The 19712-nt window shown below is 53.3% G+C and carries 20 protein-coding genes; 18 read left to right on the forward strand and 2 right to left on the reverse strand.

Annotation, left to right across the window (positions count from 1 at the left end; all coding sequences use genetic code 11):
- Positions 1–23 precede the first annotated feature (23 nt).
- From ACTH3S_RS05020 to ACTH3S_RS05090, 15 genes are all read left to right on the forward strand, one after another.
- Positions 24–620, forward strand: a complete 597-nt coding sequence (locus ACTH3S_RS05020) for a sugar transferase (protein ID WP_441807931.1) — start codon at positions 24–26, stop codon at positions 618–620.
- Positions 617–1246, forward strand: a complete 630-nt coding sequence (locus ACTH3S_RS05025) for an acetyltransferase (protein ID WP_441807950.1) — start codon at positions 617–619, stop codon at positions 1244–1246. The genes ACTH3S_RS05020 and ACTH3S_RS05025 overlap by 4 nt, the downstream gene beginning before the upstream one ends.
- A gap of 6 nt (positions 1247–1252) precedes the next feature.
- The gene (locus ACTH3S_RS05030) at positions 1253–1621 is read left to right on the forward strand and encodes a hypothetical protein (protein WP_441807932.1); all 369 of its coding nucleotides are present in this window, start codon (positions 1253–1255) and stop codon (positions 1619–1621) included.
- A gap of 433 nt (positions 1622–2054) precedes the next feature.
- On the forward strand, positions 2055–2240 hold the full coding sequence (locus tag ACTH3S_RS05035; protein ID WP_441807933.1) for a hypothetical protein: 186 nt from the start codon (positions 2055–2057) through the stop codon (positions 2238–2240).
- Positions 2241–2247: 7 nt separating this feature from the next.
- Positions 2248–2862 (forward strand): Fic/DOC family protein, encoded by a 615-nt coding sequence (locus ACTH3S_RS05040; protein WP_441807934.1) that lies wholly within the window; start codon positions 2248–2250, stop codon positions 2860–2862.
- Between the two features lie 172 nt (positions 2863–3034).
- Positions 3035–3298 carry a type II toxin-antitoxin system ParD family antitoxin gene (locus ACTH3S_RS05045; RefSeq protein ID WP_319634650.1) on the forward strand — a complete coding sequence of 88 codons (264 nt, stop codon included), beginning with the start codon at positions 3035–3037 and terminating at the stop codon, positions 3296–3298.
- A 301-nt stretch (positions 3299–3599) separates the two neighbouring features.
- Positions 3600–3728 carry a phospholipase effector Tle1 domain-containing protein gene (locus ACTH3S_RS05050; RefSeq protein ID WP_441807935.1) on the forward strand — a complete coding sequence of 43 codons (129 nt, stop codon included), beginning with the start codon at positions 3600–3602 and terminating at the stop codon, positions 3726–3728.
- 145 nt (positions 3729–3873) lie between these two features.
- Positions 3874–5049: a DegT/DnrJ/EryC1/StrS family aminotransferase gene (locus ACTH3S_RS05055; RefSeq protein WP_441807936.1), complete on the forward strand. Its 1176-nt coding sequence runs from the start codon at positions 3874–3876 to the stop codon at positions 5047–5049.
- A 243-nt stretch (positions 5050–5292) separates the two neighbouring features.
- Positions 5293–6183, forward strand: coding sequence for a UTP--glucose-1-phosphate uridylyltransferase GalU (gene galU / locus ACTH3S_RS05060; RefSeq protein WP_441807937.1), 891 nt, complete (start codon positions 5293–5295; stop codon positions 6181–6183).
- 105 nt (positions 6184–6288) lie between these two features.
- Positions 6289–7860 carry a phosphoglucomutase (alpha-D-glucose-1,6-bisphosphate-dependent) gene (pgm, locus tag ACTH3S_RS05065; protein WP_441807938.1) on the forward strand — a complete coding sequence of 524 codons (1572 nt, stop codon included), beginning with the start codon at positions 6289–6291 and terminating at the stop codon, positions 7858–7860.
- Positions 7861–7950: 90 nt separating this feature from the next.
- On the forward strand, positions 7951–8931 hold the full coding sequence (locus ACTH3S_RS05070; RefSeq protein ID WP_441807939.1) for an NAD-dependent epimerase: 981 nt from the start codon (positions 7951–7953) through the stop codon (positions 8929–8931).
- Positions 8931–10097 carry a nucleotide sugar dehydrogenase gene (locus ACTH3S_RS05075; protein WP_441807940.1) on the forward strand — a complete coding sequence of 389 codons (1167 nt, stop codon included), beginning with the start codon at positions 8931–8933 and terminating at the stop codon, positions 10095–10097. Before ACTH3S_RS05070 ends, ACTH3S_RS05075 begins: the two co-directional genes overlap by 1 nt.
- 288 nt (positions 10098–10385) lie before the next feature.
- Complete coding sequence (locus ACTH3S_RS05080) at positions 10386–12326, forward strand: polysaccharide biosynthesis protein (protein WP_441807941.1); 1941 nt, start codon at positions 10386–10388, stop codon at positions 12324–12326.
- 28 nt (positions 12327–12354) lie between these two features.
- Positions 12355–13761 carry an MBL fold metallo-hydrolase RNA specificity domain-containing protein gene (locus tag ACTH3S_RS05085; protein ID WP_441807942.1) on the forward strand — a complete coding sequence of 469 codons (1407 nt, stop codon included), beginning with the start codon at positions 12355–12357 and terminating at the stop codon, positions 13759–13761.
- Positions 13762–13937: 176 nt separating this feature from the next.
- Positions 13938–14306, forward strand: coding sequence for a histone-like nucleoid-structuring protein, MvaT/MvaU family (locus ACTH3S_RS05090; protein ID WP_441807943.1), 369 nt, complete (start codon positions 13938–13940; stop codon positions 14304–14306).
- Between the two features lie 65 nt (positions 14307–14371).
- Here the strand turns inward: ACTH3S_RS05090 and ACTH3S_RS05095 are convergent, their stop codons facing one another.
- Together ACTH3S_RS05095 and ACTH3S_RS05100 are read right to left on the reverse strand one after the other, a co-directional pair.
- Positions 14372–15280: a diguanylate cyclase gene (locus tag ACTH3S_RS05095; RefSeq protein WP_441807951.1), complete on the reverse strand. Its 909-nt coding sequence runs from the start codon at positions 15278–15280 to the stop codon at positions 14372–14374.
- Between the two features lie 51 nt (positions 15281–15331).
- Positions 15332–16363, reverse strand: a complete 1032-nt coding sequence (locus tag ACTH3S_RS05100; RefSeq protein WP_441807944.1) for a response regulator — start codon at positions 16361–16363, stop codon at positions 15332–15334.
- Between the two features lie 219 nt (positions 16364–16582).
- Here ACTH3S_RS05100 and ACTH3S_RS05105 point away from each other — a divergent pair, with 219 nt between their 5' ends.
- The 3 genes from ACTH3S_RS05105 (at position 16583) to ACTH3S_RS05115 (ending at position 19573) form a co-directional block, all read left to right on the forward strand.
- Positions 16583–17434 carry a hypothetical protein gene (locus ACTH3S_RS05105; protein ID WP_441807945.1) on the forward strand — a complete coding sequence of 284 codons (852 nt, stop codon included), beginning with the start codon at positions 16583–16585 and terminating at the stop codon, positions 17432–17434.
- Positions 17435–17482: 48 nt separating this feature from the next.
- Positions 17483–18925 (forward strand): exodeoxyribonuclease I, encoded by a 1443-nt coding sequence (gene sbcB / locus ACTH3S_RS05110; RefSeq protein WP_441807946.1) that lies wholly within the window; start codon positions 17483–17485, stop codon positions 18923–18925.
- A 312-nt stretch (positions 18926–19237) separates the two neighbouring features.
- Positions 19238–19573 carry an endonuclease domain-containing protein gene (locus ACTH3S_RS05115; protein WP_441807947.1) on the forward strand — a complete coding sequence of 112 codons (336 nt, stop codon included), beginning with the start codon at positions 19238–19240 and terminating at the stop codon, positions 19571–19573.
- Positions 19574–19712 lie beyond the last annotated feature (139 nt).

The raw sequence follows: 19712 nt of genomic DNA on the forward strand, positions 1-19712 counted from the left end.
CTGGCTATGGGTGCTGAATTCTGATGATTAAAAGGTTGTTTGATATTGCCGCGGCTGGGGGTGGGCTTCTATTGCTTGCTCCCGTTATTGCTGTGGTTGCCATTTTGATCCGCCGCAAACTCGGCTCCCCCGTATTCTTCCGCCAAACCCGCCCAGGCCTGAACGGCAAACCGTTCAAGATGGTGAAATTCCGCACCATGCTGGACGCCATGGACAAACACGGCAACCCTCTACCGGATGATCAGCGCATGACGCCGTTCGGCAGCTTTCTGCGCGCCACCAGCCTGGATGAGTTGCCGGAGCTGTGGAATGTGCTCAAGGGCGATATGAGCTTGGTGGGCCCCCGGCCGCTGTTGATGGAATACCTGCCGCTGTATTCGCAGGAACAGTATCGCCGCCATGACGCGCGACCCGGAGTGACCGGTTGGGCACAGGTGAATGGCCGTAATGCGATCTCTTGGGAAGACAAGTTCCGGCTGGATGTGTGGTATGTGGACAATCAGTCGCTTGGGCTGGATGTGAAGATTCTGTTCCTTACGGTGAAGAAGGTGCTGGTTCGGGATGGGATTAGTGGGGAGGGTGAGGTGACTATGTCTAAGTTCACCGGGAGCAAAGACTGATGCGCCTTGCGATTCTCGGTGCCAGTGGCCACGGCAAGGTGGTAGCCGATGCTGCCGGGCTGGCGGGCTGGGATGAGGTGGTGTTTTTTGATGATGCCTGGCCGGGGCTGACACAGAACGGGCCATGGGCGGTTGTTGGCGACACCGCTGCGTTGTTGAAAGATGTTAAGGGCTTTGATGGCGTTGTGGTTGCCATTGGTAATAACCGGATTCGCCAGGCAAAGCAGCGTGAGTTGGCGGCCTCTGGAGCGCAAATCGTTTCGGTAATTCACCCGGCTTCGGTCATCAGTGAGTATGCGATGGTTGGTGCGGGCTCGGTTGTTTTCGCCAATGCCGTGATCAACGCCTGTGCGGATGTTGGTGAAGGCTGCATCGTTAATACGGGTGCCATAGTGGAACATGACTGCATGCTGGGTGAGTTTGCCCACGTAAGCCCGAATTCAGTTCTGGCGGGTGGTGTAAAAATCGGGGCTTTGTCCTGGCTTGGTGCATGCGCTTCGGTGCGTCAGTTGATTGAGGTGGGTAATGGTGCTGTGGTTGGCATGGGCGCTGTTGTGACCAAGGATGTGCCGCCGGGGGTTACGGTGGTGGGCAATCCGGCCCGGGTGTTGGGGGCATCTATTTAAGTTCTAATGTCTAAACTAGGCTTGCTGAATCTATCGACGATTGATCAGCTGAAACGAATGCTGAAGGTTGCTGATCCTGATTCCGGCTATGTACACCCCGGCTATCAGGCCATGGGGCTGCACGTAGACGATATGGAGGCTCAACATGCCATCGGCAATCGTCAGGGGGAGGTTCTGGAAACCTGGGAAGGGATTGGCTTTAAGAAAAAGCGACGGAAAGGTGCATTTAAGGCCAGTGGTCTGAAGATTGTTGAAACGGCACAGCTAAACTGGACTCGGTTTAATTTGCCGTCAAAGCCGGAAAAGCTTCGGGACAGGCTGAATTCTGAGTTGGATAATGTTCGGTTTCGGATGACTTATACGCCGCCGGCGTGACTGCCGGATGACACGGACATTCGCGGACAAGACAAAAGGACATCCTGTATGGCCAGCAAGAGCGTTTTATTGACTTCACCGCGAAGAAAAAGCTTGCCATGCGTGCAGGTGAAACCGGCAAGGCGGTAAGGGTGGCTCCGGATGCATTCCAGGAGGTGATCGCCAAGATTGCCGCCTGGTTGGCTTGGTAAGCCTTACTTGCTTTGTCTGTGTGGGTCCGTGAGTGTCCGTGGCTAGAAAAAGGGTTTCCTATTAACTCCAGGGAGGGAGATGTAGGCGCTGGCGGTTGGTATTTGGCGCTGGCAGAAGGGGGAAGGGTGGGGTCATACCCCTGCGGGGTAGGACCTGAGTATTCAGAATGAGGCCGCAGGCTTGCCCTTCATTTAGCCAAAACGCTATGATCTTAGGTGAGACCTTGATGAGGTGTAGTGACATGAGCCAATCCAAAACGAAACGTTTGGCGTTCAAAGTCCGGCAAGCCGTGGGTTCTATGGCGATAGAGGGTATTCAGGTGTCGCGAGAGGCTGAAGCCAGGATGCTTAAAGTGGCCGCAGGCCGTGTGTCGGGTAAAACCGTTCGTCAAAAACTGGTGGAACAGTACACTCGCCCAGCCAGCTGATTAGTCCATGGATGGTTATGAGCATTATGATCTTCAGGATGAAGATCCCTACCTTATCGAAGGCTCTACCTGCCTGAAGAACCTCTTGGGTATTACCAACACTGCTGAGTTGAACGAGGCTGAAGCCGCCATTAGTGCTGCTGCGATGGCTGAGCTGATTGCAAGGCCTGTGGCCCCGACCTTTGGTTTGAAGCATCTGTGTGAGATTCATTTCCGCCTGTTTGGCGATGTATACGATTGGGCCGGCCATCTGCGTAGTACCGAAATTTCCAAGGGAGGGATGCTATTTCTACCCTATGGTGTGATTCCGCAGGTCGCAGACGAGTTGTTTTCTGAACTGCATGCAGAGGACCTTCTTCGGGGCTTACCTAAGGAAGAGTTTGCTTTCAGGGCCGCATACTACTTGGGACGTATCAACATGGTTCACCCTTTCCGTGAGGGTAATGGGCGTACTCAGAGGATTTTTCTTGACCAACTGGCGGAGCTGTCAGATTACGCTTTCGAGTGGAGTGCCGTTTCAGGGGAGCAAATGGCCATTGCCTGTAGATCTGCTAGGCAAAAACTTCCAGATTATTCTCGGCTTGAGCGGTTGCTGGCGCTGAATATTGTTCATTTGGCTTGATTCCCGCCGAGCTGAATACCAGGTCCTTTACCTGAAGGCCGGTGACTGGCGTAGGCAGAAGGGTGGGGTCATACCCCTGTGGGGTACGACCCCTTTGTAGCCTGGATGGTTTGGTAAGTCGGAAAGTATGCTATTCTGCACCAGTAGTATGATTTTTGGGGTGGGGTGCTTTATGACAACTGTTCGCAAGACAATCACTTTGACAGATACCCAGAGCAACTGGGTTAAGTCTCGGATTGCTCGTGGTGATTTCACAAACGATAGTGAATACTTTCGTGATTTGATCCGCAGGGATCAGGAGCGCAGTGCCGGGCTGGAGCAATTACGGGCAGCGCTGCTAGAGGGAGAAGAAAGCGGCTTTAGTAATCGCACACTGGAGGAGATTCGTCGGGCAGCCAGGGAGAGGCTAATTGAGGATGGCAAATTACAGGCTTAGTGAGCAGGCCGCTGAGGATTTCGAGTCTATTTATTACCGAGTAGATGACTGTGGCGTGTTTATCGTCCGTATTCTGCGTAGTCAGGATGTTGGGGCGGCTCTCGAATAGTGGAGGTTTTGCTGGGAAGAGCAGGGATATACCCGTCTTTTGGTGACCGGCGCTGGCAGAAGGGTGGGGTCATACCCCTGCGGGGTACGACCCCTTTGTAGCCTGGTTGGTTTGGTAAGCCTTACTTGCTTTGTCCGTGAGTGTCCGTGGCCGAAAAGGAACTCCAATTAACTCCAAGGAACAGGAGGCACTATGAAAAACATCATCATTTGTTCAGACGGAACCTGGCAATCGCCGGAATCCGACACATCCACCCACGTTCTGCGCCTGGCTGAGGGCATTGCCCCGGAAGATGCGGGCGGTGGAGCCGGTACTGCATGAGAGCGTGCGGCGGCGGTGGGAGGATGATTCGGTGCCGTACAAAAGCCCTGGCTTGGCGGAGTTGGTTGGGCGTTTGGGGTGGGGTGGTGTGGCTTTGGTGGCAAACAATCTTTCATCTTTTTCTTAAACAAAATACAGAGTAACCATGCTGAACGGACCTTTTTCCCCGTGGCCTTCTTTTTCTGATGAAGAGGCCAATGCAGTACGCGATGTTCTTCTCTCCAATAAGGTGAATTACTGGACAGGCCAGGAGTGCCGGGAGTTTGAGCGGGAGTTTGCAACCTTTGCCGACGCTGACTATGCCATTGCCCTTGCAAATGGCACGGTCGCCCTGGACTTGGCTTTGAAAGGGCTGGGTATAGGAGACGGGGATGAGGTGGTGGTTACGCCGCGTACCTTCCTGGCGTCTGCTTCCAGTATTGTCACCGCCGGGGCGGTGCCGGTGTTTGCGGAGGTTTGCCCGGAGTCCCAGAACATTACGCCGGACACCGTGCGCCAGGTGATTACCCCCCGCACCCGGGCCATTGTGTGCGTGCACCTGGCCGGCTGGCCCTGTGACATGGACGGCTTTATGGCGCTGGCGGAGGAGTTCGGGCTGTATGTGATTGAAGACTGCGCCCAGGCCCACGGTGCGCGCTATAAGGGGCGTTCGGTGGGGTCGATTGGCCATGTGGGCTGCTGGTCTTTCTGCCAGGATAAGATCATGACCACCGGCGGTGAAGGTGGCATGGTGACGACGAATGATCGTGACCTTTGGTCAAGCATGTGGTCATTCAAGGACCATGGCAAAAGCTGGAACGCGGTGTATGAACGTGAGCACGCGCCGGGCTTTCGCTGGCTTCATGAGAGCTTTGGCACCAACTGGCGGATGACGGAAATGCAGGGTGTGATTGGTCGCATCCAACTTCAGCGCATGCCTCAGTGGCACAAAGCACGCACCGAACATATTGAACAAATCTGGGCATGTGCCCGGGAAATGCCCGGCCTGCGCGTTCCGGATATTCCTGAAGGGCTGCAGCACGGAGCTTACAAATGTTATGTGTTCGTTAACCCGGAGGAGTTGGCAGAGGGCTGGACCCGGGACCGGATTTTGAACGAGGTGGTTGCAGCAGGTGTTCCTTGCTTCTCTGGTTCTTGTTCTGAAGTCTATCTGGAGAAGGCCTTTGATGGCACGAATTGGCGGCCAAGTGAGCCTTTGCCCGTAGCCCGTGAGTTGGGTGAGACCAGCTTGATGTTTTTGGTACACCCGACATTGACTGAGCAGGAAATTCAGAAAACGTGCTCCGTCTTAGCTGAAGTAATGTATCGGGCCGCAAAGTAATCAGTTTCAGTAGCTTTTGTGAAAATTGCCATTCTTGGTGCCGGCTAATTGGGCTTGGGCCTCTGCAAGACAGTTCTATTTGCCCTATGCAATGAAGTGGCGGCTCTGGACGTAAGTCCACAGCAAGTAGATATGTTGAACAACGGCCATAGCCCAGCTGCAGATGAGGAGGTATCTGATTTCCTGGCTGATAGAGACAGGCACTTGCCAGTTGCTGAAGAAACAAATAACCAGGAGTTTTGAATGAACGGAGTTCGCAAAGCAGTTATCCCGGTCGCGGGCTTGGGCACACGCATGTTGCCAGCTACCAAGGCTATCCCCAAGGAAATGTTGCCAATTGTCGACAAGCCGCTGATTCAGTATGTGGTAAACGAGTGCATCGCAGCAGGTATCAAGGAAATCGTGCTGGTGACTCACGCCAGTAAGAATTCCATTGAGAACCACTTCGACACCAGTTTTGAGCTGGAATCCATGTTGGAGAAGCGGGTTAAGCGCCAACTGTTGGAAGAGGTTCAATCCATTTGCCCGGCCGACGTCACCTTGTTACACGTTCGCCAGGGCGAAGCCAAAGGTCTCGGTCACGCCATCAGCTGCGCCCGTCCGGCCGTGGGTAATGAACCGTTTGCCGTGGTGTTGCCGGATGTGTTGATTGATGATCACGAATCCGACCTATCCTGCGACAACCTTGCGGCCATGGTAAGACGCTTTAACGAGTCTGGCGCCAGCCAGGTGTTGGTGGAGCCGGTGCCCATGGAGAAGGTGCCCAGCTATGGTGTGGTGGATACCAACGGCTCGGAGTTGCAAGCGGGCAAGTCGGCGGCCATGACCGCTATTGTTGAAAAGCCGTCGGTGGATCAGGCCCCCTCAAATCTCTCTGTGGTTGGCCGCTATGTATTGTCCGACCGTATCTGGGATTTGCTGGAAAAGACCCCGCCGGGAGCCGGTAACGAGATTCAACTAACGGACACCATTGGAATGTTGATGGACGAGGAGCCGGTAGAGGCGTTCCATATCCAAGGGCGTTCGCACGATTGCGGTAACAAGCAGGGGTATATGCAGACCTTTGTAACCTACGGCTGCCGGCATACGGAGTTGGGCGGCGCCTTTTCGGAGTTTGTGGCAAGCTTGCGATAAAGATACTTTTTGCCATTACCCCTCTCTCCACTCTTCGCAGTCTTCTCCCCCAATTTGAGAAAGTACCAACTCTGGCTCTAGCGTCGTAGCTTCAAAAGGAAAAAGATGTCTGAAATTAGCAAGGTCCTAGCTGCCTATACTGAACGCACCCCGAACCCCGGTGAGGTCTCAGAGAAAGTCGTGTTTGGCACATCTGGCCACCGGGGTTGTTCGCTGAAAGGTAGTTTCAATCGCGATCATATTCTGGCCATTACCCAGGCGGTAGTGGGTTGGCGTCGCAGGCAAGGTATTACCGGGCCTCTGTATGTGGGTAAAGATACTCACGCGCTTTCCGGGCCGGCGATGGAGTCAGTACGGGAAGTGCTTTCAGGAAACAGTGTATCTATGCGCGTGGACTCGGCTGGAGGGTATACGCCGACACCATTGGTGTCCCATGCAATTTTGCGCCATAACGCGACTGGAACAGCAGAACAGGCGGATGGGTTGATTATTACTCCGTCCCACAACCCGCCGGAAGACGGCGGCATCAAGTACAACGGCCCAGACGGAGGGCCGGCGAATACGGATGCCACGAGCTGGATTGAAAATCGCGCCAACGAGTTGCTGGCGGCTGGCCTGGCCGAGGTTCGCACCGCATCCTGGTCCATTGCGGTGGCAGAAGCCGAGAATTGGGATTACGTGAGCGAGTACGTGAGAACCCTGGGTGAGGTCGTGGACATGCCCGCCATTGCCCAAAGCGGCCTGAAACTGGGTGTGGACCCTATGGGTGGCTCAGCACTGGCCGTATGGGAAGCCGTGGCTGCGCACTATGGTCTGCAGCTGGAAGTGGTTAACCGCACTGTGGATCCAGCGTTTGCTTTCATGCCGCCGGATCATGACGGAAAGATTCGCATGGACTGCTCCAGCCCTGCGGCTATGGCCAATCTGTTAAAAATTAAAGATCGGTTCGACCTGGCGTTCGGCAATGATCCGGATGCCGACCGCCATGGCATTGTTGATACCGCTGGATTAATGAACCCGAACCATTACCTGGCGGTATGCGTGGACTACTTGCTGAAGCACCGCAAACAGTTGCCGGCTAGCTTGGCCATTGGAAAAACCCTGGTTTCGTCGTCGATGATTGATCGGGTTGTGACCGCTAATAGCCGGGAACTGTATGAAGTGCCGGTGGGGTTCAAATGGTTTGTGGAAGGCCTGCACCAGAGCCAACTGGCCTTTGGGGGTGAAGAAAGTGCCGGGGCCAGTTTCCTGACCTTTGATGGTAAACCCTGGAGTACCGACAAAGACGGCATCATCCTGTGCCTGTTGGCAGCGGAGATTACGGCTAAAACCGGCAAGCTGCCCAGTGAGTATTATCAGGTGCTGACAGAGCAGCATGGTGCCCCGCATTACCAACGCAAAGACTTTGCCGCCACGGCGGAGCAGAAACAGCGCCTGAAAGCCTTAAAGTCGGAAGACGTACCGTTTGCTGAGTTAGCCGGCGACCCGGTGCAGGGCGTGTTCACCGAAGCGCCCGGCAACGGTGCAGCGATTGGAGGCCTGAAGATCACCACAAAAAATGGTTGGTTTGCAGCACGCCCCAGTGGCACCGAGGACCTCTGCAAGATTTATGCGGAGAGTTTTGTGGGGCAAGAGCATCTTCAGCGTATTTTTGAGCAGGCAGAAGGGCTGCTTTAATCGTTTCTTCTCTCCAGGGTCGCTATTACAATGCGCTTTCCTGTTGACCCCGATAGACGAATTTTAATCTATTAGTCTGAAGGCAGTTTTATGACACGGAAATACCTGGTTACAGGTGCCGCTGGTTTCATAGGCATGTACACGGCCAAGCGCTTGTTGGAACAAGGTCATGAGGTTGTAGGCTTGGATAACCTCAATGACTATTACGAGCCGGAACTGAAAAGCTACCGTTTAAATCAACTGATACCTTATGAGAACTTCACATTTGTAGAGTTGGATCTGGCAAATCGTGAAGGTATGGCGGCTCTTTTTGCAGCAGAGAAGTTTGACCGGGTTATTCACCTGGCGGCCCAGGCAGGTGTGCGCTACTCCATCGAAAACCCTTTCGCCTATGTTGATAGCAACCTGGTAGGCATGATGACCGTGCTGGAAGGCTGCCGCCATAACAAGGTGGAGCACTTGATATATGCATCCTCCAGTTCGGTATACGGAATGAATGACAAAATTCCGTTTGCTGAAGAGGACCAGGTAGATAACCCTGTGTCACTTTATGCTGCCACTAAAAAGTCCAATGAATTGATGGCTCATAGCTATGCCAAGCTTTATAAGCTGCCTGTAACCGGTCTGCGCTTTTTTACCGTCTATGGGCCAGCGGGCCGCCCTGATATGGCGCCCTGGTTGTTTACCGAGGCCATTTTGCAAGATAAACCAATCAAAGTGTTCAATCATGGCAAAATGATGCGCGACTTCACTTACATAGACGATATCGTTGAAGGGGTGGTTCGCATTCAGGACGAAGCGCCAACCGGTAGCATTCCATACAATCTGTTTAACATAGGAAACAACGAACCCATTCAGCTCTCACGTTTTATTCAGGCCATCGAAAAGGCTACCGGCAAAACCGCTGACAAAATCATGCTGGATATGCAACCGGGCGATGTCGAGCGCACGTATGCGGATAGCGGTCGGTTGGAAGAGGCTGTCGGGTACAAGCCAGAAACCGAGATAGAACTGGGCATTGAACGATTTGTTGAATGGTATAAAGCATACAAAGAAAACAAGGAACACTGATGAAAATTGCCATCGCCGGAACCGGCTACGTAGGTCTCTCCAACGCTGTACTCCTGGCCCAGCACAACGAAGTGGTGGCGCTGGACATTGATCCTGGCAAAGTCGACCTGCTGAACAGCGGCAAAAGCCCGATTGTGGATGCAGACATTTCCGACTTCCTCGCCAACAGGCAGTTGAACTTTACCGCCACGCTGAACAAAGAGCTGGCTTATCAGGGTGCGGATTACGTGGTGATTGCCACACCCACGGATTACGACCCGAAAACCAATTACTTTGACACCAGCACGGTTGAATCTGTCATCCAGGACGTGATGGCCATTAACCCCCAGGCGGTGATGGTGATCAAATCCACGGTGCCCGTGGGCTATACCGCTGAGGTGTGCGAGCGGTTTGAGACCAACAACGTTATCTTCTCGCCGGAGTTCCTGCGGGAAGGCAAGGCGCTGCATGACAACCTTTACCCCTCGCGCATTATTGTGGGCGAGCGTTCCGAGCGGGCCGAGGTGTTCGCCGGGTTGTTAAGGCAGGGTGCGGTTAAAGACGATGCGCAGGTTCTGTTCACTTACAGCACCGAGGCCGAGGCCATCAAGCTGTTCTCCAACACTTACCTAGCCATGCGCGTGGCCTACTTCAATGAGCTGGATACTTACGCTGCCCGCCACGGGTTGAACACTGGCCAGATTATCACGGGCGTTGGCCTGGACCCGCGTATTGGTGACCACTACAACAACCCGTCGTTTGGTTATGGTGGCTACTGCCTGCCGAAAGACACCAAGCAACTGCTGGCCAATTACGAAGAGGTGCCCAACAACCTGATCCGCGCCATTGTCGATGCCAACCGTACCCGCAAGGATTTCATTGCCGACGACATTTTGAGCCGTAAGCCGCAGGTGGTGGGTGTGTACCGGCTGATTATGAAAACCGGCTCTGATAACTTCCGCGCCAGTGCCATGCAGGGCGTGATGAAGCGCATCAAGGCGAAGGGTGTTGAGGTTATTGTGTATGAGCCTGTTCTGGAGGAGGAAGAGTTCTTTAACTCCCGGGTAGTGAAGGATCTGGAGGCGTTCAAGGCCGAGACCGATGTGATTCTGGCCAATCGGCAGGCGGAAGAATTGGCGGATGTGAAAGATAAAGTTTATACGCGGGATTTGTTTGGGAGTGATTGATTCCCTTCTGAGATGAAACCCAGAGCTACAGTTCTTTCATGAATTAGCATTTATTTAATAGGCTGTGTATACCGGGTGATAGGGTAAATTTTCCGGATGGCACGGCTGACAATGCTGAGCGGGTTTGCAAAGCGTATTCAGAGGCCATTCAGGCGGCGGGGCGGTTGGACTTGCAGTTGTTGGGTATTGGCTCCAATGGTCATATTGGATCTGATGAGCTGTGTGGCTTGGTTGCGGGATGGAGTGCCCTGATTAAACGGGCTTAATACTTTTGAGGGATTAAAAAATATGTTCAAGCAGTTTCTGACGCTGCCACGCTTTCAGAAGCGCATCGTTTCTGTTTTGGTAGATGCGCTAGCGCTTTCTTTTGCCCTATGGGCATCGTTTGCATTGCGCTTAGAGCAGAGTCTCTGGTTACCTAACCAGGGGCAATTGATGGTGACTGCACTCACGGTTGTTTGCACTCTCGGCGTGTTCGTTCGCCTTGGCCTGTATCGCGCAGTTGTGCGCTACATGAGCGACCGAGCCTTCCTAACCATAATCATGGGTGTTGGGGCTTCCGCTCTGTTACTGATCATTCTCGGCTACAGCCTCCAGGTACCGGTTCCACGCTCGGTTCCGATCATTTATGCCGCTTTGGCATTCATCTTCGTGGGCGGCAGCCGAATGAGTGTGCGCATGCTGGTGCATCACACCTCTAATCGGGGCAAGGAGTGGGTGGCCATTGTGGGTGCCGGTGAAACCGGTGCCCAGCTTGTCAAAGCGTTGCAAGAGGGCACAGAGTACCATCCCGTGGTACTTATCGGTTTGTTGCCTGCCAACCACAAAGCCCTTATTGCGGGGGTGCCCGTGCTTGCCCTGGATCAACTTGAGGAGGCTGTGCGCATCCACGGTGTAAAGCGTTTGTTGCTGGCACTGGATGCGGATAAGCAGGTTGATCGTCGGCAATTACTTAATCGCCTGGAGTCTTTGAAACTGCCTGTTCAAACAGTTCCCTCCATGAGTGAGCTGGTGGCGGGCCAGGCGCGGATTAACGATATTCGCGATTTGGAAATCGAAGACCTGCTGGGCCGGGATCCGGTTCGGCCAGATAACGCCCAGGTGGCTGCTAGTCTTTATAACAAAGCGGTGATGGTAACCGGCGCGGGTGGCTCCATTGGTTCCGAGCTCTGTCGTCAGATTATTCACCATCGGCCCAAAGTTCTGGTTCTGTTTGAGCAATCTGAGTACTCCCTCTACGCCATTGAGCGGGAGCTGCAAGCGATTAACCGGGTTGATGGGCTTAACGTGGAGATCCATCCCCTTCTGGGTAGTGTGGTTCATCGTCGCCGGTGTGAAACGGTCATGCGTAGTTTCGGTATTCAAACGGTTTACCACGCAGCCGCCTACAAGCACGTACCCCTTGTTGAGCATAATGTGATTGAAGGCGTTCAGAACAATACCTTTGGTACACTGCACGCGGCGGAGGCTGCTATTACGGCGGGTGTGGAGCGGTTTGTTTTGATCTCTACCGATAAAGCCGTTCGTCCTACCAACGTAATGGGCGCGAGCAAGCGTATGGCGGAGCTGGTGCTGCAGGGGTTGGCGCAGCGGCAGAACAAAACGATTTTCTCCATGGTTCGGTTTGGCAATGTGTTGGGTTCCTCCGGCTCGGTGGTGCCTTTGTTCCGTGATCAGATCCGCGATGGCGGGCCGATTACGGTTACCCATCAGGACATCATTCGCTACTTTATGACCATTCCAGAAGCCAGCCAGCTGGTGTTGCAGGCTGGCAGCATGGGGCGTGACGGTGAGGTGTTTGTGCTGGATATGGGCGAGCCGGTGAAGATTGCGGATTTAGCCCGCAAGATGATTCACCTGATGGGGCTTGTGGAGAAAACGCCAGATCAGCCGGAGGGCGACATTGAAGTGGTTTTCACTGGGTTACGGCCAGGCGAAAAACTGTTTGAGGAGTTGTTGGTTGGTGATGATCCTCAAGGTACTTCCCACCCACGCATTATGATGGCGCGAGAGGTGTCTATGCCGTGGGAGGAATTGGAAATTGTATTAGACCAGCTTAGGCGGGCTAGCCAGGAGTTCAACTGTAAGCAGATCGTTGAAACCCTGAAAAGCGCCCCAACTGGGTTTACGCCGAATGGCAATGTGGCCGATCTTGTTTGGTGCAACGGCGGCCATGATGTAACGGCTGCTCATGAGAACACTGGGAAGGTGCATCGCCTCCCGGTTTGATTAACGCTTTCAACAAGGACTGTTGAATATGATAAACATAACCCACCACGGCGCCACCACTGGCGTCACTGGTTCCTGCCACGAACTAACTCTCCATTGTGAGCCCCACGCTCCCGCTGGCATTCTGATTGACTGCGGCCTGTTCCAGGGCAAGGAAAAAGGCGACAGCGCTACCTCTTCTGATCTCTCCGTTGATTTTCCCATTGAGCATATTCGCGCTTTGGTTGTGACGCACGTGCACATTGATCACGTGGGCCGTATTCCGTATTTATTAGCGGCGGGGTTTGAGGGGCCGATTATCTGTTCGGAACCCTCCGCTATTATGCTTCCGGAAATTCTGGAAGATGCCCTGAGGATTGGCTTTACCCGAGACAGGGCACTGATTGAGCGGGTGCTTGGGTTGATCCGTTCCCGGCTTGTGCCTGTGCCTTATGGGCAGTGGCATGAGGTGTTTGCGGAGACTGAGGATTTGCTCTGTGTTCGTTTTCAGCGGGCCGGGCATATTTTGGGTTCGGCGTATGTTGAGTGCGAGGCGGTTTCCGGTGGCGAGCGGGAGCGTGTGGTATTTAGTGGCGATTTGGGCGCGCCCCATGCACCTTTGCTGCAGGAGCCAACATCGCCGGAGCGGGCAGATCGTTTGGTGATTGAGAGCACCTATGGCGACAAGGATCACGAGAGCCGGGAAGCACGGCGCTATCGCTTGAAAGCGATTCTGGAGAATGCGCTGGCAGACGGTGGCACTGTGTTGATTCCTGCATTCAGCATTGGGCGTACTCAAGAGTTGTTGTATGAGATTGAAGGGCTGATCCATGAATTTCAGGGCCAGTCTGTGGCGGATGGCTTGGTTTGGGATGATTTGGAAATTGTGGTGGATTCGCCCCTAGCGGCGAAGTTCACAGATATCTATCGCAAGCTGAAGCCGTTCTGGGATTCAGAAGCGGCGGATTTGGTGCGTCAGGGCCGGCACCCGCTTTCGTTTGAGCAGTTAACGGTGATCGACTCCCACGAGGATCATTTGAATGCCGTTGAATACCTTGCTCGCTCTCATCGGCCTTGTGTGGTGCTGGCGGGTTCTGGCATGTGCGCTGGGGGCCGGGTGGTTAATTACCTTAAGGCGATGCTTGGTGAAGCCCGAAATGATGTGTTGTTTGTGGGCTATCAGGCAGCGGGAACGCCAGGGCGGGATATTCTTACTTATGGCTCCCGGGGAGGCTGGGTAGAACTTGATAAGGAGCGGTTTGATATACGCGCTAGGGTGCATCAGGTGGGTGGCTATTCTGCCCATGCTGGGCAATCGGATTTAATCCGCTTTATTGAAGGTATTCCCAAAAAGCCGTCTGAGATCCGTATTGTGCACGGGGATGAACCGGCAAAGTTGGCATTTAAGCAATGCCTGGTTGAGTTGAATTATCCGAGCATATTGATACCCAATTAAGAAGATATTTAAACGAAACTATTGATTTATTAAAGCCTGGTAAATGAATAGTCTTTGCCATATGTAATTTGATGATTTATTATCTCCATGGATTTTGGCAAGCTCTTGAGCTGTTTAACACGGTTTAAGTTTTAGAAGCCACATGTTAACCGCAGATAAAATAAGGTTTCAATTCCATGGCAAAGATTAACGATTACTACCAGAAGAAGCAGCTTATGGAAAAGCTTGCAGCCGAGATTAATCAACTGGAGCAAGATCAAGCCCTGAAGCACGAGCTGGCATTTGAGAACAGCATTCGTGAGCTGATGGCAGAGTATGATAAGTCTCCGAAGCACGTACTTCAGATTCTGGCAGCGATTGATCCTTCCATTGTAGGAGCCAAGGCTGAAAGCGGCACTGGCACCCGTGCCAAGCGCCCTATGAAAACCTATAAGAATCCGCACACAGGTGACGAAGTTCAAACCCGTGGTGGCAACCACAAGGTTCTGAACGAGTGGCGTCAAAAGCACGGCAAAGAAGCGGTGCAGAGCTGGCAGCAAGACTGATCAGCCGAAACTAAAAAAGGGCCAGATGAGAGAATCATCTGGCCCTTTTTTGTTCGTACAGAAGGTTATTCAGATACAACCACGCAGTTTCTTCCGCTTTTCTTTGCGGCATACAGTGCTTCGTCTGCTTGCTGCATCCACTTCATATGGTTTTTTGGTTTGTCGGTTAGTTGTGCAATACCTACACTCACGGTATAGCGAACAGGCGCAGCGGAGGTTTGAACCACGCTTTGTTCAATGGTCTCCCTTATTCGCTCACATATTATGCGAGCGCCTTCTGCATCGGTTTCCGGCAATACAATTCCAAACTCTTCACCGCCATAACGGCCAATGCTGTCGGATTGCCGTAAATTACTTCTAGCGGTATCAGCGGTATGTTTGATAACTTCATCCCCGGCCAAGTGGCCGTGGTTGTCGTTCACTTTTTTGAAGAAGTCGATATCAAACATCACAAGGCTGGTTGCCTGGCCATAGCGGCGGAATCGTTCAAACTCTGCATCTACCAGGTTCTCCCATGTGCCACGGTTGAGCAGGCCGGTTAGCCGATCGGTCATGCTGAGTTTGGCTAGCTGCTCGTTGGCTCGTTCCAAGGCCCGCTTGCCCGTGGCAATGTCGGTTACGTCGTATACCATAAGGCATACTTTCTCGACCTGCCCGGTACTGCCTGTAAGCGGGCTGATGGTGAGGTTTTGGAACATGTAATCTTCGGTTCCGGTAATAGGGCGCGTATTGCGGAACTGGAACAGGTAGGGGCGTTGTTCCCAGGAAGTAAATGCCCGGGTATTCAACAATGCCACTGCGTCCACTTTGCGGGTAAGCCAGGCCTCCGGGATGTCGGGGAATAGCTCAAACAGCACCCGGTTTCGGATTTTACTGGCGGTGATGCCGCTGTGGTTCTCCATAAAGCCGTTCCAGGCCTGCACCCGAAAATCCAGATCCAGCACTACCAGGCCAACCTCAACGGATTCCAGCATGCTAACCAGCCAGTGGAACGATTGGGATTCAAGTTCGTTTATCGCCACGGTTTAATCCACCAGGTATTGAAGACGTTGTTCAAGGAAGGGCACAGAATCTTCCGTGAGCAGCACCAGCATGTCGCATTGTATGTTCCTATCCTCCAGCGTATAGCTGATTTCAATACACAAAAGTTGCTCGTTCCGGGAGTTTTGATGTTCCAGCAACTCGGTAATCTGCTGGTGCTGGCCCAGTACGCTGGGATGACCAAGCCCGAGTTGGAGATCCAGTTGATCGCCAATACCTTTGAGAAAGGCGCCAAACAGGATGCTGGACATGTCCATCAACACTTCCACGTTTACGGATTCGCCCTCTAGGGTATCGTAGTGGAGAAGTTCGGCCATTTCCCGAAAGCTGGCGTCTGCAAACAGCAGCAGCGCTTCGCCGGCAATACCCGCACCGGTGAAACCTTGGCACACGGCGGAGTAGGTATCACTGTTGTGGGCGGCAGAAATGGCCATGTGGAGTTCGGAGTTGGCAATAAAGTCGACTTTCGGGATGGGCTGCTTCACGAATACCCGCAGCAGCCGTGCAAGCAGATCAGACGAGCGCCCCATGGCGACGTTGGAGATTTCCTGCAGGTAGTCGTTCAGTGAGACAGAAATTTCTCGCGCCTGGGATTCGTCGCCGGGGTTGAGTTCACCATCGTTTAGAGCAGTACTTTCAAGATCACCAGGGCGGTAGAAGCCGTAATCCGCAAGCAGGCCGAGAACAACCCCGATGTCTGTGGGCTTTTTTATAAAATCGATGGCGCCCAACTTGCGTACCCGCTCTTGGGCTTCTGGCTGTATGTCGCCAGAAACCACAATGGTCATGATGGGCAGGTCTTCCGCACGTATGTGTTCCAGAACCTCGTAGCCGTCCATTTGTGGCATGTTGAGGTCGAGAAACATCAAGTCGGCCTGCTGCGCGCGCAGCATTTCAAGGGCTTCCACGCCGTTATTGGCAAACAGAATTTGGTCCGCTAACCCAGTGGGTAGGGTCCGGGCCATCTGTTTTCTGGCAAGTGCGGAGTCGTCGCAGATGAGTATGCGGGTGGTCATAATTATGGCCGGCAGGGAATGACTAACGATTCCCGGATTATAACAGCAAGCTTGCATGTGTACACGTAAACGACACCTTTTTGTAGCTTAAAGCAGTTGTAGTGTAACGTTTTGTTGTTCGGGTTTGTGACTAGGCTCACTCTATAGCCCGAGATGCCTCCGTTATAGTGTATGTGTAGAAAATAAAACGGCTTTAAACCCTTAATCCGAGACATTGCTATGAGACATCACGCGTATGGATACGCTGCCCTCATCACGTTCTGCCTAGGTATGGTGCCTGTTGCCCAAGCTGAACTGGAACCCATTTCCGAATCGGCTATGGGTGATGTAACAGGGCAGGCCTTTATGCAGGTTGAGAATATTACCGGGGCGGCTCACGAATTCACGCGCATGACATTGGGCATGGATGTAGACACCCGTGTGAACATTGACGATGTGCAGGTTGGCCAGATTGGTGGCGGTACAGATTTTTCCGCCCAGCATGTAGCCCTGGGCCATATTGCTCGTGTTGATGGTGAGCAGTTTAACGGCGTTACCTACAATGCTGGCGATGCTATTCCCTTCGAAGCACGAAAACCTTATATCGAACTGGCTGAGGACAGCGCTGGGCTAGCGGGTTTTCGCATGGGCTTTGAGCAGGCCCGGGGTTCGGTTTCTTCTCATACCACGAGCTTTAGTGGGGATATAGGCCTTAAGTTTGAGGATAATACCGGGGCGACGTACGACGCGGTGCTAATGGACAGCGCCGGCGTAGCCACCAATAAACGGGCATCCCACATGGGTATATCGCCAGGCAGCTGTGTTTCGGGGACGAACTGCGCGCCGTTAACGAATTTGCGTTCTATTAACGTGGGCGGTGAGAACAACGGATTTACCGATGGTTTTTTTATCGGTTTTCAGCGTGAAGAGATGGATTGGCAAAGCCTGGATGGTGCCAATACTATAAATGTAGGCCAAGGCGTGTTTATAAATTTGCCTACCAATATGACCGTTGGTCTTGAGGCTTTTGTAAACGGCGGCGTAGATCGACTACGCACCCACCAAGTCGATATGGGTACCAACCTCTTTTGATTTTGTTAGACTCCTGAATCTAATGATTTACAAGGCAGGAGTCTTCTTTTGATCCGTTCGTTTTATTGGCACGACTACGAAACATTTGGTGTCGACCCGGTTCACGACCGGCCCTCGCAGTTTGCCGGCGTGCGAACCGATGCGGATTTGAATATTATCGAAGACCCGCTGGTTATTTACTGCAAACCCACCGACGACTACCTACCTTCTCCGGAAGCTTGCTTGATTACTGGCATAACGCCGCAAAAAGCGATGGCGGATGGCTACCCAGAAACGGAGTTTATCGCTCAGATAAACGAAGCGTTCAGCCAGCCAGGGACTTGTGTGGTGGGCTACAACAGCCTGCGCTTTGACGATGAAGTGACTCGCCACACCCTGTACCGCAACCTGCAAGATCCATACGCCCGGGAGTGGCAGAACGGCAATTCCCGTTGGGACATTATCGATATGGTGCGGTTGACCTACGCCTTGCGGCCCGAAGGCATTAACTGGCCGCGCAAGGAAAATGGTAGCCCCAGCTTTAAACTGGAAGCACTCACCACCGCCAACGGCATTGCCCACGAAGCCGCACACGATGCCATGTCGGATGTGGAGGCTACTCTAGCTGTTGCGAAGCTGATCAAGGAAAAACAACCGAAGCTGTTTGATTTTGTTCTGAACAATAAGGACAAGCATTCCGCCCGCGCCATGTTGGATACCGCAGCTATAAAGCCGGTGTTCCATATCTCCGCCAAATACCCCGCCACTCGCGGTTGTTGCGCCATGGTTGCACCCATTGCGGACCACCCCAGCAACAAAAACCTGGTGATTGTGTACGATTTGCGGGAAGACCCAAGCGAACTGATTAACGCCACACCCGAGCAGATTCGCGAACGGGTATTCACATCCCAGGCGCAACTTGGTGAAAAGAGTCGGTTCCCGCTAAAAGGCGTGCAGCTGAATAAATGCCCGGTGCTTGCGCCGGCAACTATACTCTCTACGCTTTCTGCCGAGCGGCTACAAGCGCTGGAGCTGGATGGCGCTACCCTTCGTGCCAATTTAGCGATGTTGAGAAAAGCCCCTGGCTTGCCGGAGAGAATTGCCGAAGCATTCGGACAGCCACATGAAGGCGACCTGACAGACCCAGACGAACAGCTCTACGCGGGTGGTTTTATCTCGCCTGCAGATCGCAGTGAGTTGAACCGCGTGCTGCAAACCCCGCCGGAGTTATTGGTGGAGGAGACATTTAGGTTTAAAGACGAACGCCTGCAAGAATTGCTATTTCGCTATCGCGCTCGTAATTATCCGGATTCGTTAACGGGTGAGGAGATGGAGCGCTGGGAAGAGTTTCGTACCCAACGGTTGATGGCTCCGAAAAGAGGTTGGTTGTCGCTTGAGGCATTTGGGCTTGAGTTGCAAAGGCTTGCGAGTGATCCGGAGCTGACGCCGCAGAGGCAACAGGTATTGGAGGATTTGCATTTGTATGGGGAGTCTTTGGTTCCTTATATTTAAATAAGGAAGTTGGCCCTTACGGGCCGCCGTTTTTTTGCCCCCCTCTCCCCAACCCCTCTCCCGCTAGGGGCGAGGGGCGAAAAGGATGTTGGCCCTTGTGGGCCCGCCGCTTCATTGCTCCCTCTCCCCCGGCCCCTCTCCCGTGAAGGGTGAGGGGAGCTACACACCTAGAATCTGAGGGTGTTCAGTGAACTTCCGCCAGTCTGGTGCCTGTGGTAAAAGCCCCTCACCCCTTGCGGGAGAGGGGTTGGGGAGAGGGGGATGCGGTGGTGCTACGCACAACAATCACCAAACTCAGCCAAGGATGGCAAAATGAACCAAGCTCAATTCGCAAAACACCTTCGCCAAAACATGACCGATGCGGAACAGCGTCTTTGGTTCCACCTGCGCGCCTATCGCCTGAACGGCAAGCGCTTCCGGCGGCAGCAGTCACTCGGGCCTTACATCGTCGATTTCGTGCATTTTGGTTCAAGGGTGATCGTTGAAGCCGATGGCGGGCAGCATAATGATTCCCAAGGCGACAAGGAAAGAGATGCCTGGTTGCGTTCTCAGGGATTTGAAGTGTTGAGGTTTTGGAACCACGATATTTTGAAGCAGGTTGATGTGGTGCTTTCGGTTATTTATGATGTGCTGGAGAGCCGGGGGTAGGGTTGTGGGGGTGTTGGTTTTGGGGGTTAAAACTGCCCCCCCCCCCCCCACACCCCCCCCCCCCCACAATCACACGCTGAGTGTTTAAAAGAAAAAAAAAACACCCCCCCAACCCACCCCCACAAATCCAAAAACACAC

It is taken from the genome of Marinobacter sp. (genome assembly GCF_052094685.1).
In the GTDB taxonomy this organism is placed as follows: Bacteria; Pseudomonadota; Gammaproteobacteria; order Pseudomonadales; family Oleiphilaceae; genus Marinobacter.

Bases quoted from the DNA above. Each gene is read 5' to 3' on its own strand.
- ACTH3S_RS05020 (WP_441807931.1), top strand. From the start codon at position 24: ATGATTAAAAGGTTGTTTGATATTGCCGCGGCTGGGGGTGGGCTTCTA.
- ACTH3S_RS05030 (WP_441807932.1), top strand. From the start codon at position 1,253: ATGTCTAAACTAGGCTTGCTGAATCTATCGACGATTGATCAGCTGAAA.
- ACTH3S_RS05035 (WP_441807933.1), top strand. From the start codon at position 2,055: ATGAGCCAATCCAAAACGAAACGTTTGGCGTTCAAAGTCCGGCAAGCC.
- ACTH3S_RS05040 (WP_441807934.1), top strand. From the start codon at position 2,248: ATGGATGGTTATGAGCATTATGATCTTCAGGATGAAGATCCCTACCTT.
- ACTH3S_RS05045 (WP_319634650.1), top strand. From the start codon at position 3,035: ATGACAACTGTTCGCAAGACAATCACTTTGACAGATACCCAGAGCAAC.
- ACTH3S_RS05050 (WP_441807935.1), top strand. From the start codon at position 3,600: ATGAAAAACATCATCATTTGTTCAGACGGAACCTGGCAATCGCCGGAA.
- ACTH3S_RS05055 (WP_441807936.1), top strand. From the start codon at position 3,874: ATGCTGAACGGACCTTTTTCCCCGTGGCCTTCTTTTTCTGATGAAGAG.
- galU (WP_441807937.1), top strand. From the start codon at position 5,293: ATGAACGGAGTTCGCAAAGCAGTTATCCCGGTCGCGGGCTTGGGCACA.
- pgm (WP_441807938.1), top strand. From the start codon at position 6,289: ATGTCTGAAATTAGCAAGGTCCTAGCTGCCTATACTGAACGCACCCCG.
- ACTH3S_RS05070 (WP_441807939.1), top strand. From the start codon at position 7,951: ATGACACGGAAATACCTGGTTACAGGTGCCGCTGGTTTCATAGGCATG.
- ACTH3S_RS05075 (WP_441807940.1), top strand. From the start codon at position 8,931: ATGAAAATTGCCATCGCCGGAACCGGCTACGTAGGTCTCTCCAACGCT.
- ACTH3S_RS05080 (WP_441807941.1), top strand. From the start codon at position 10,386: ATGTTCAAGCAGTTTCTGACGCTGCCACGCTTTCAGAAGCGCATCGTT.
- ACTH3S_RS05085 (WP_441807942.1), top strand. From the start codon at position 12,355: ATGATAAACATAACCCACCACGGCGCCACCACTGGCGTCACTGGTTCC.
- ACTH3S_RS05090 (WP_441807943.1), top strand. From the start codon at position 13,938: ATGGCAAAGATTAACGATTACTACCAGAAGAAGCAGCTTATGGAAAAG.
- ACTH3S_RS05095 (WP_441807951.1), bottom strand. From the start codon at position 15,280: ATGCTGGAATCCGTTGAGGTTGGCCTGGTAGTGCTGGATCTGGATTTT.
- ACTH3S_RS05100 (WP_441807944.1), bottom strand. From the start codon at position 16,363: ATGACCACCCGCATACTCATCTGCGACGACTCCGCACTTGCCAGAAAA.
- ACTH3S_RS05105 (WP_441807945.1), top strand. From the start codon at position 16,583: ATGAGACATCACGCGTATGGATACGCTGCCCTCATCACGTTCTGCCTA.
- ACTH3S_RS05115 (WP_441807947.1), top strand. From the start codon at position 19,238: ATGAACCAAGCTCAATTCGCAAAACACCTTCGCCAAAACATGACCGAT.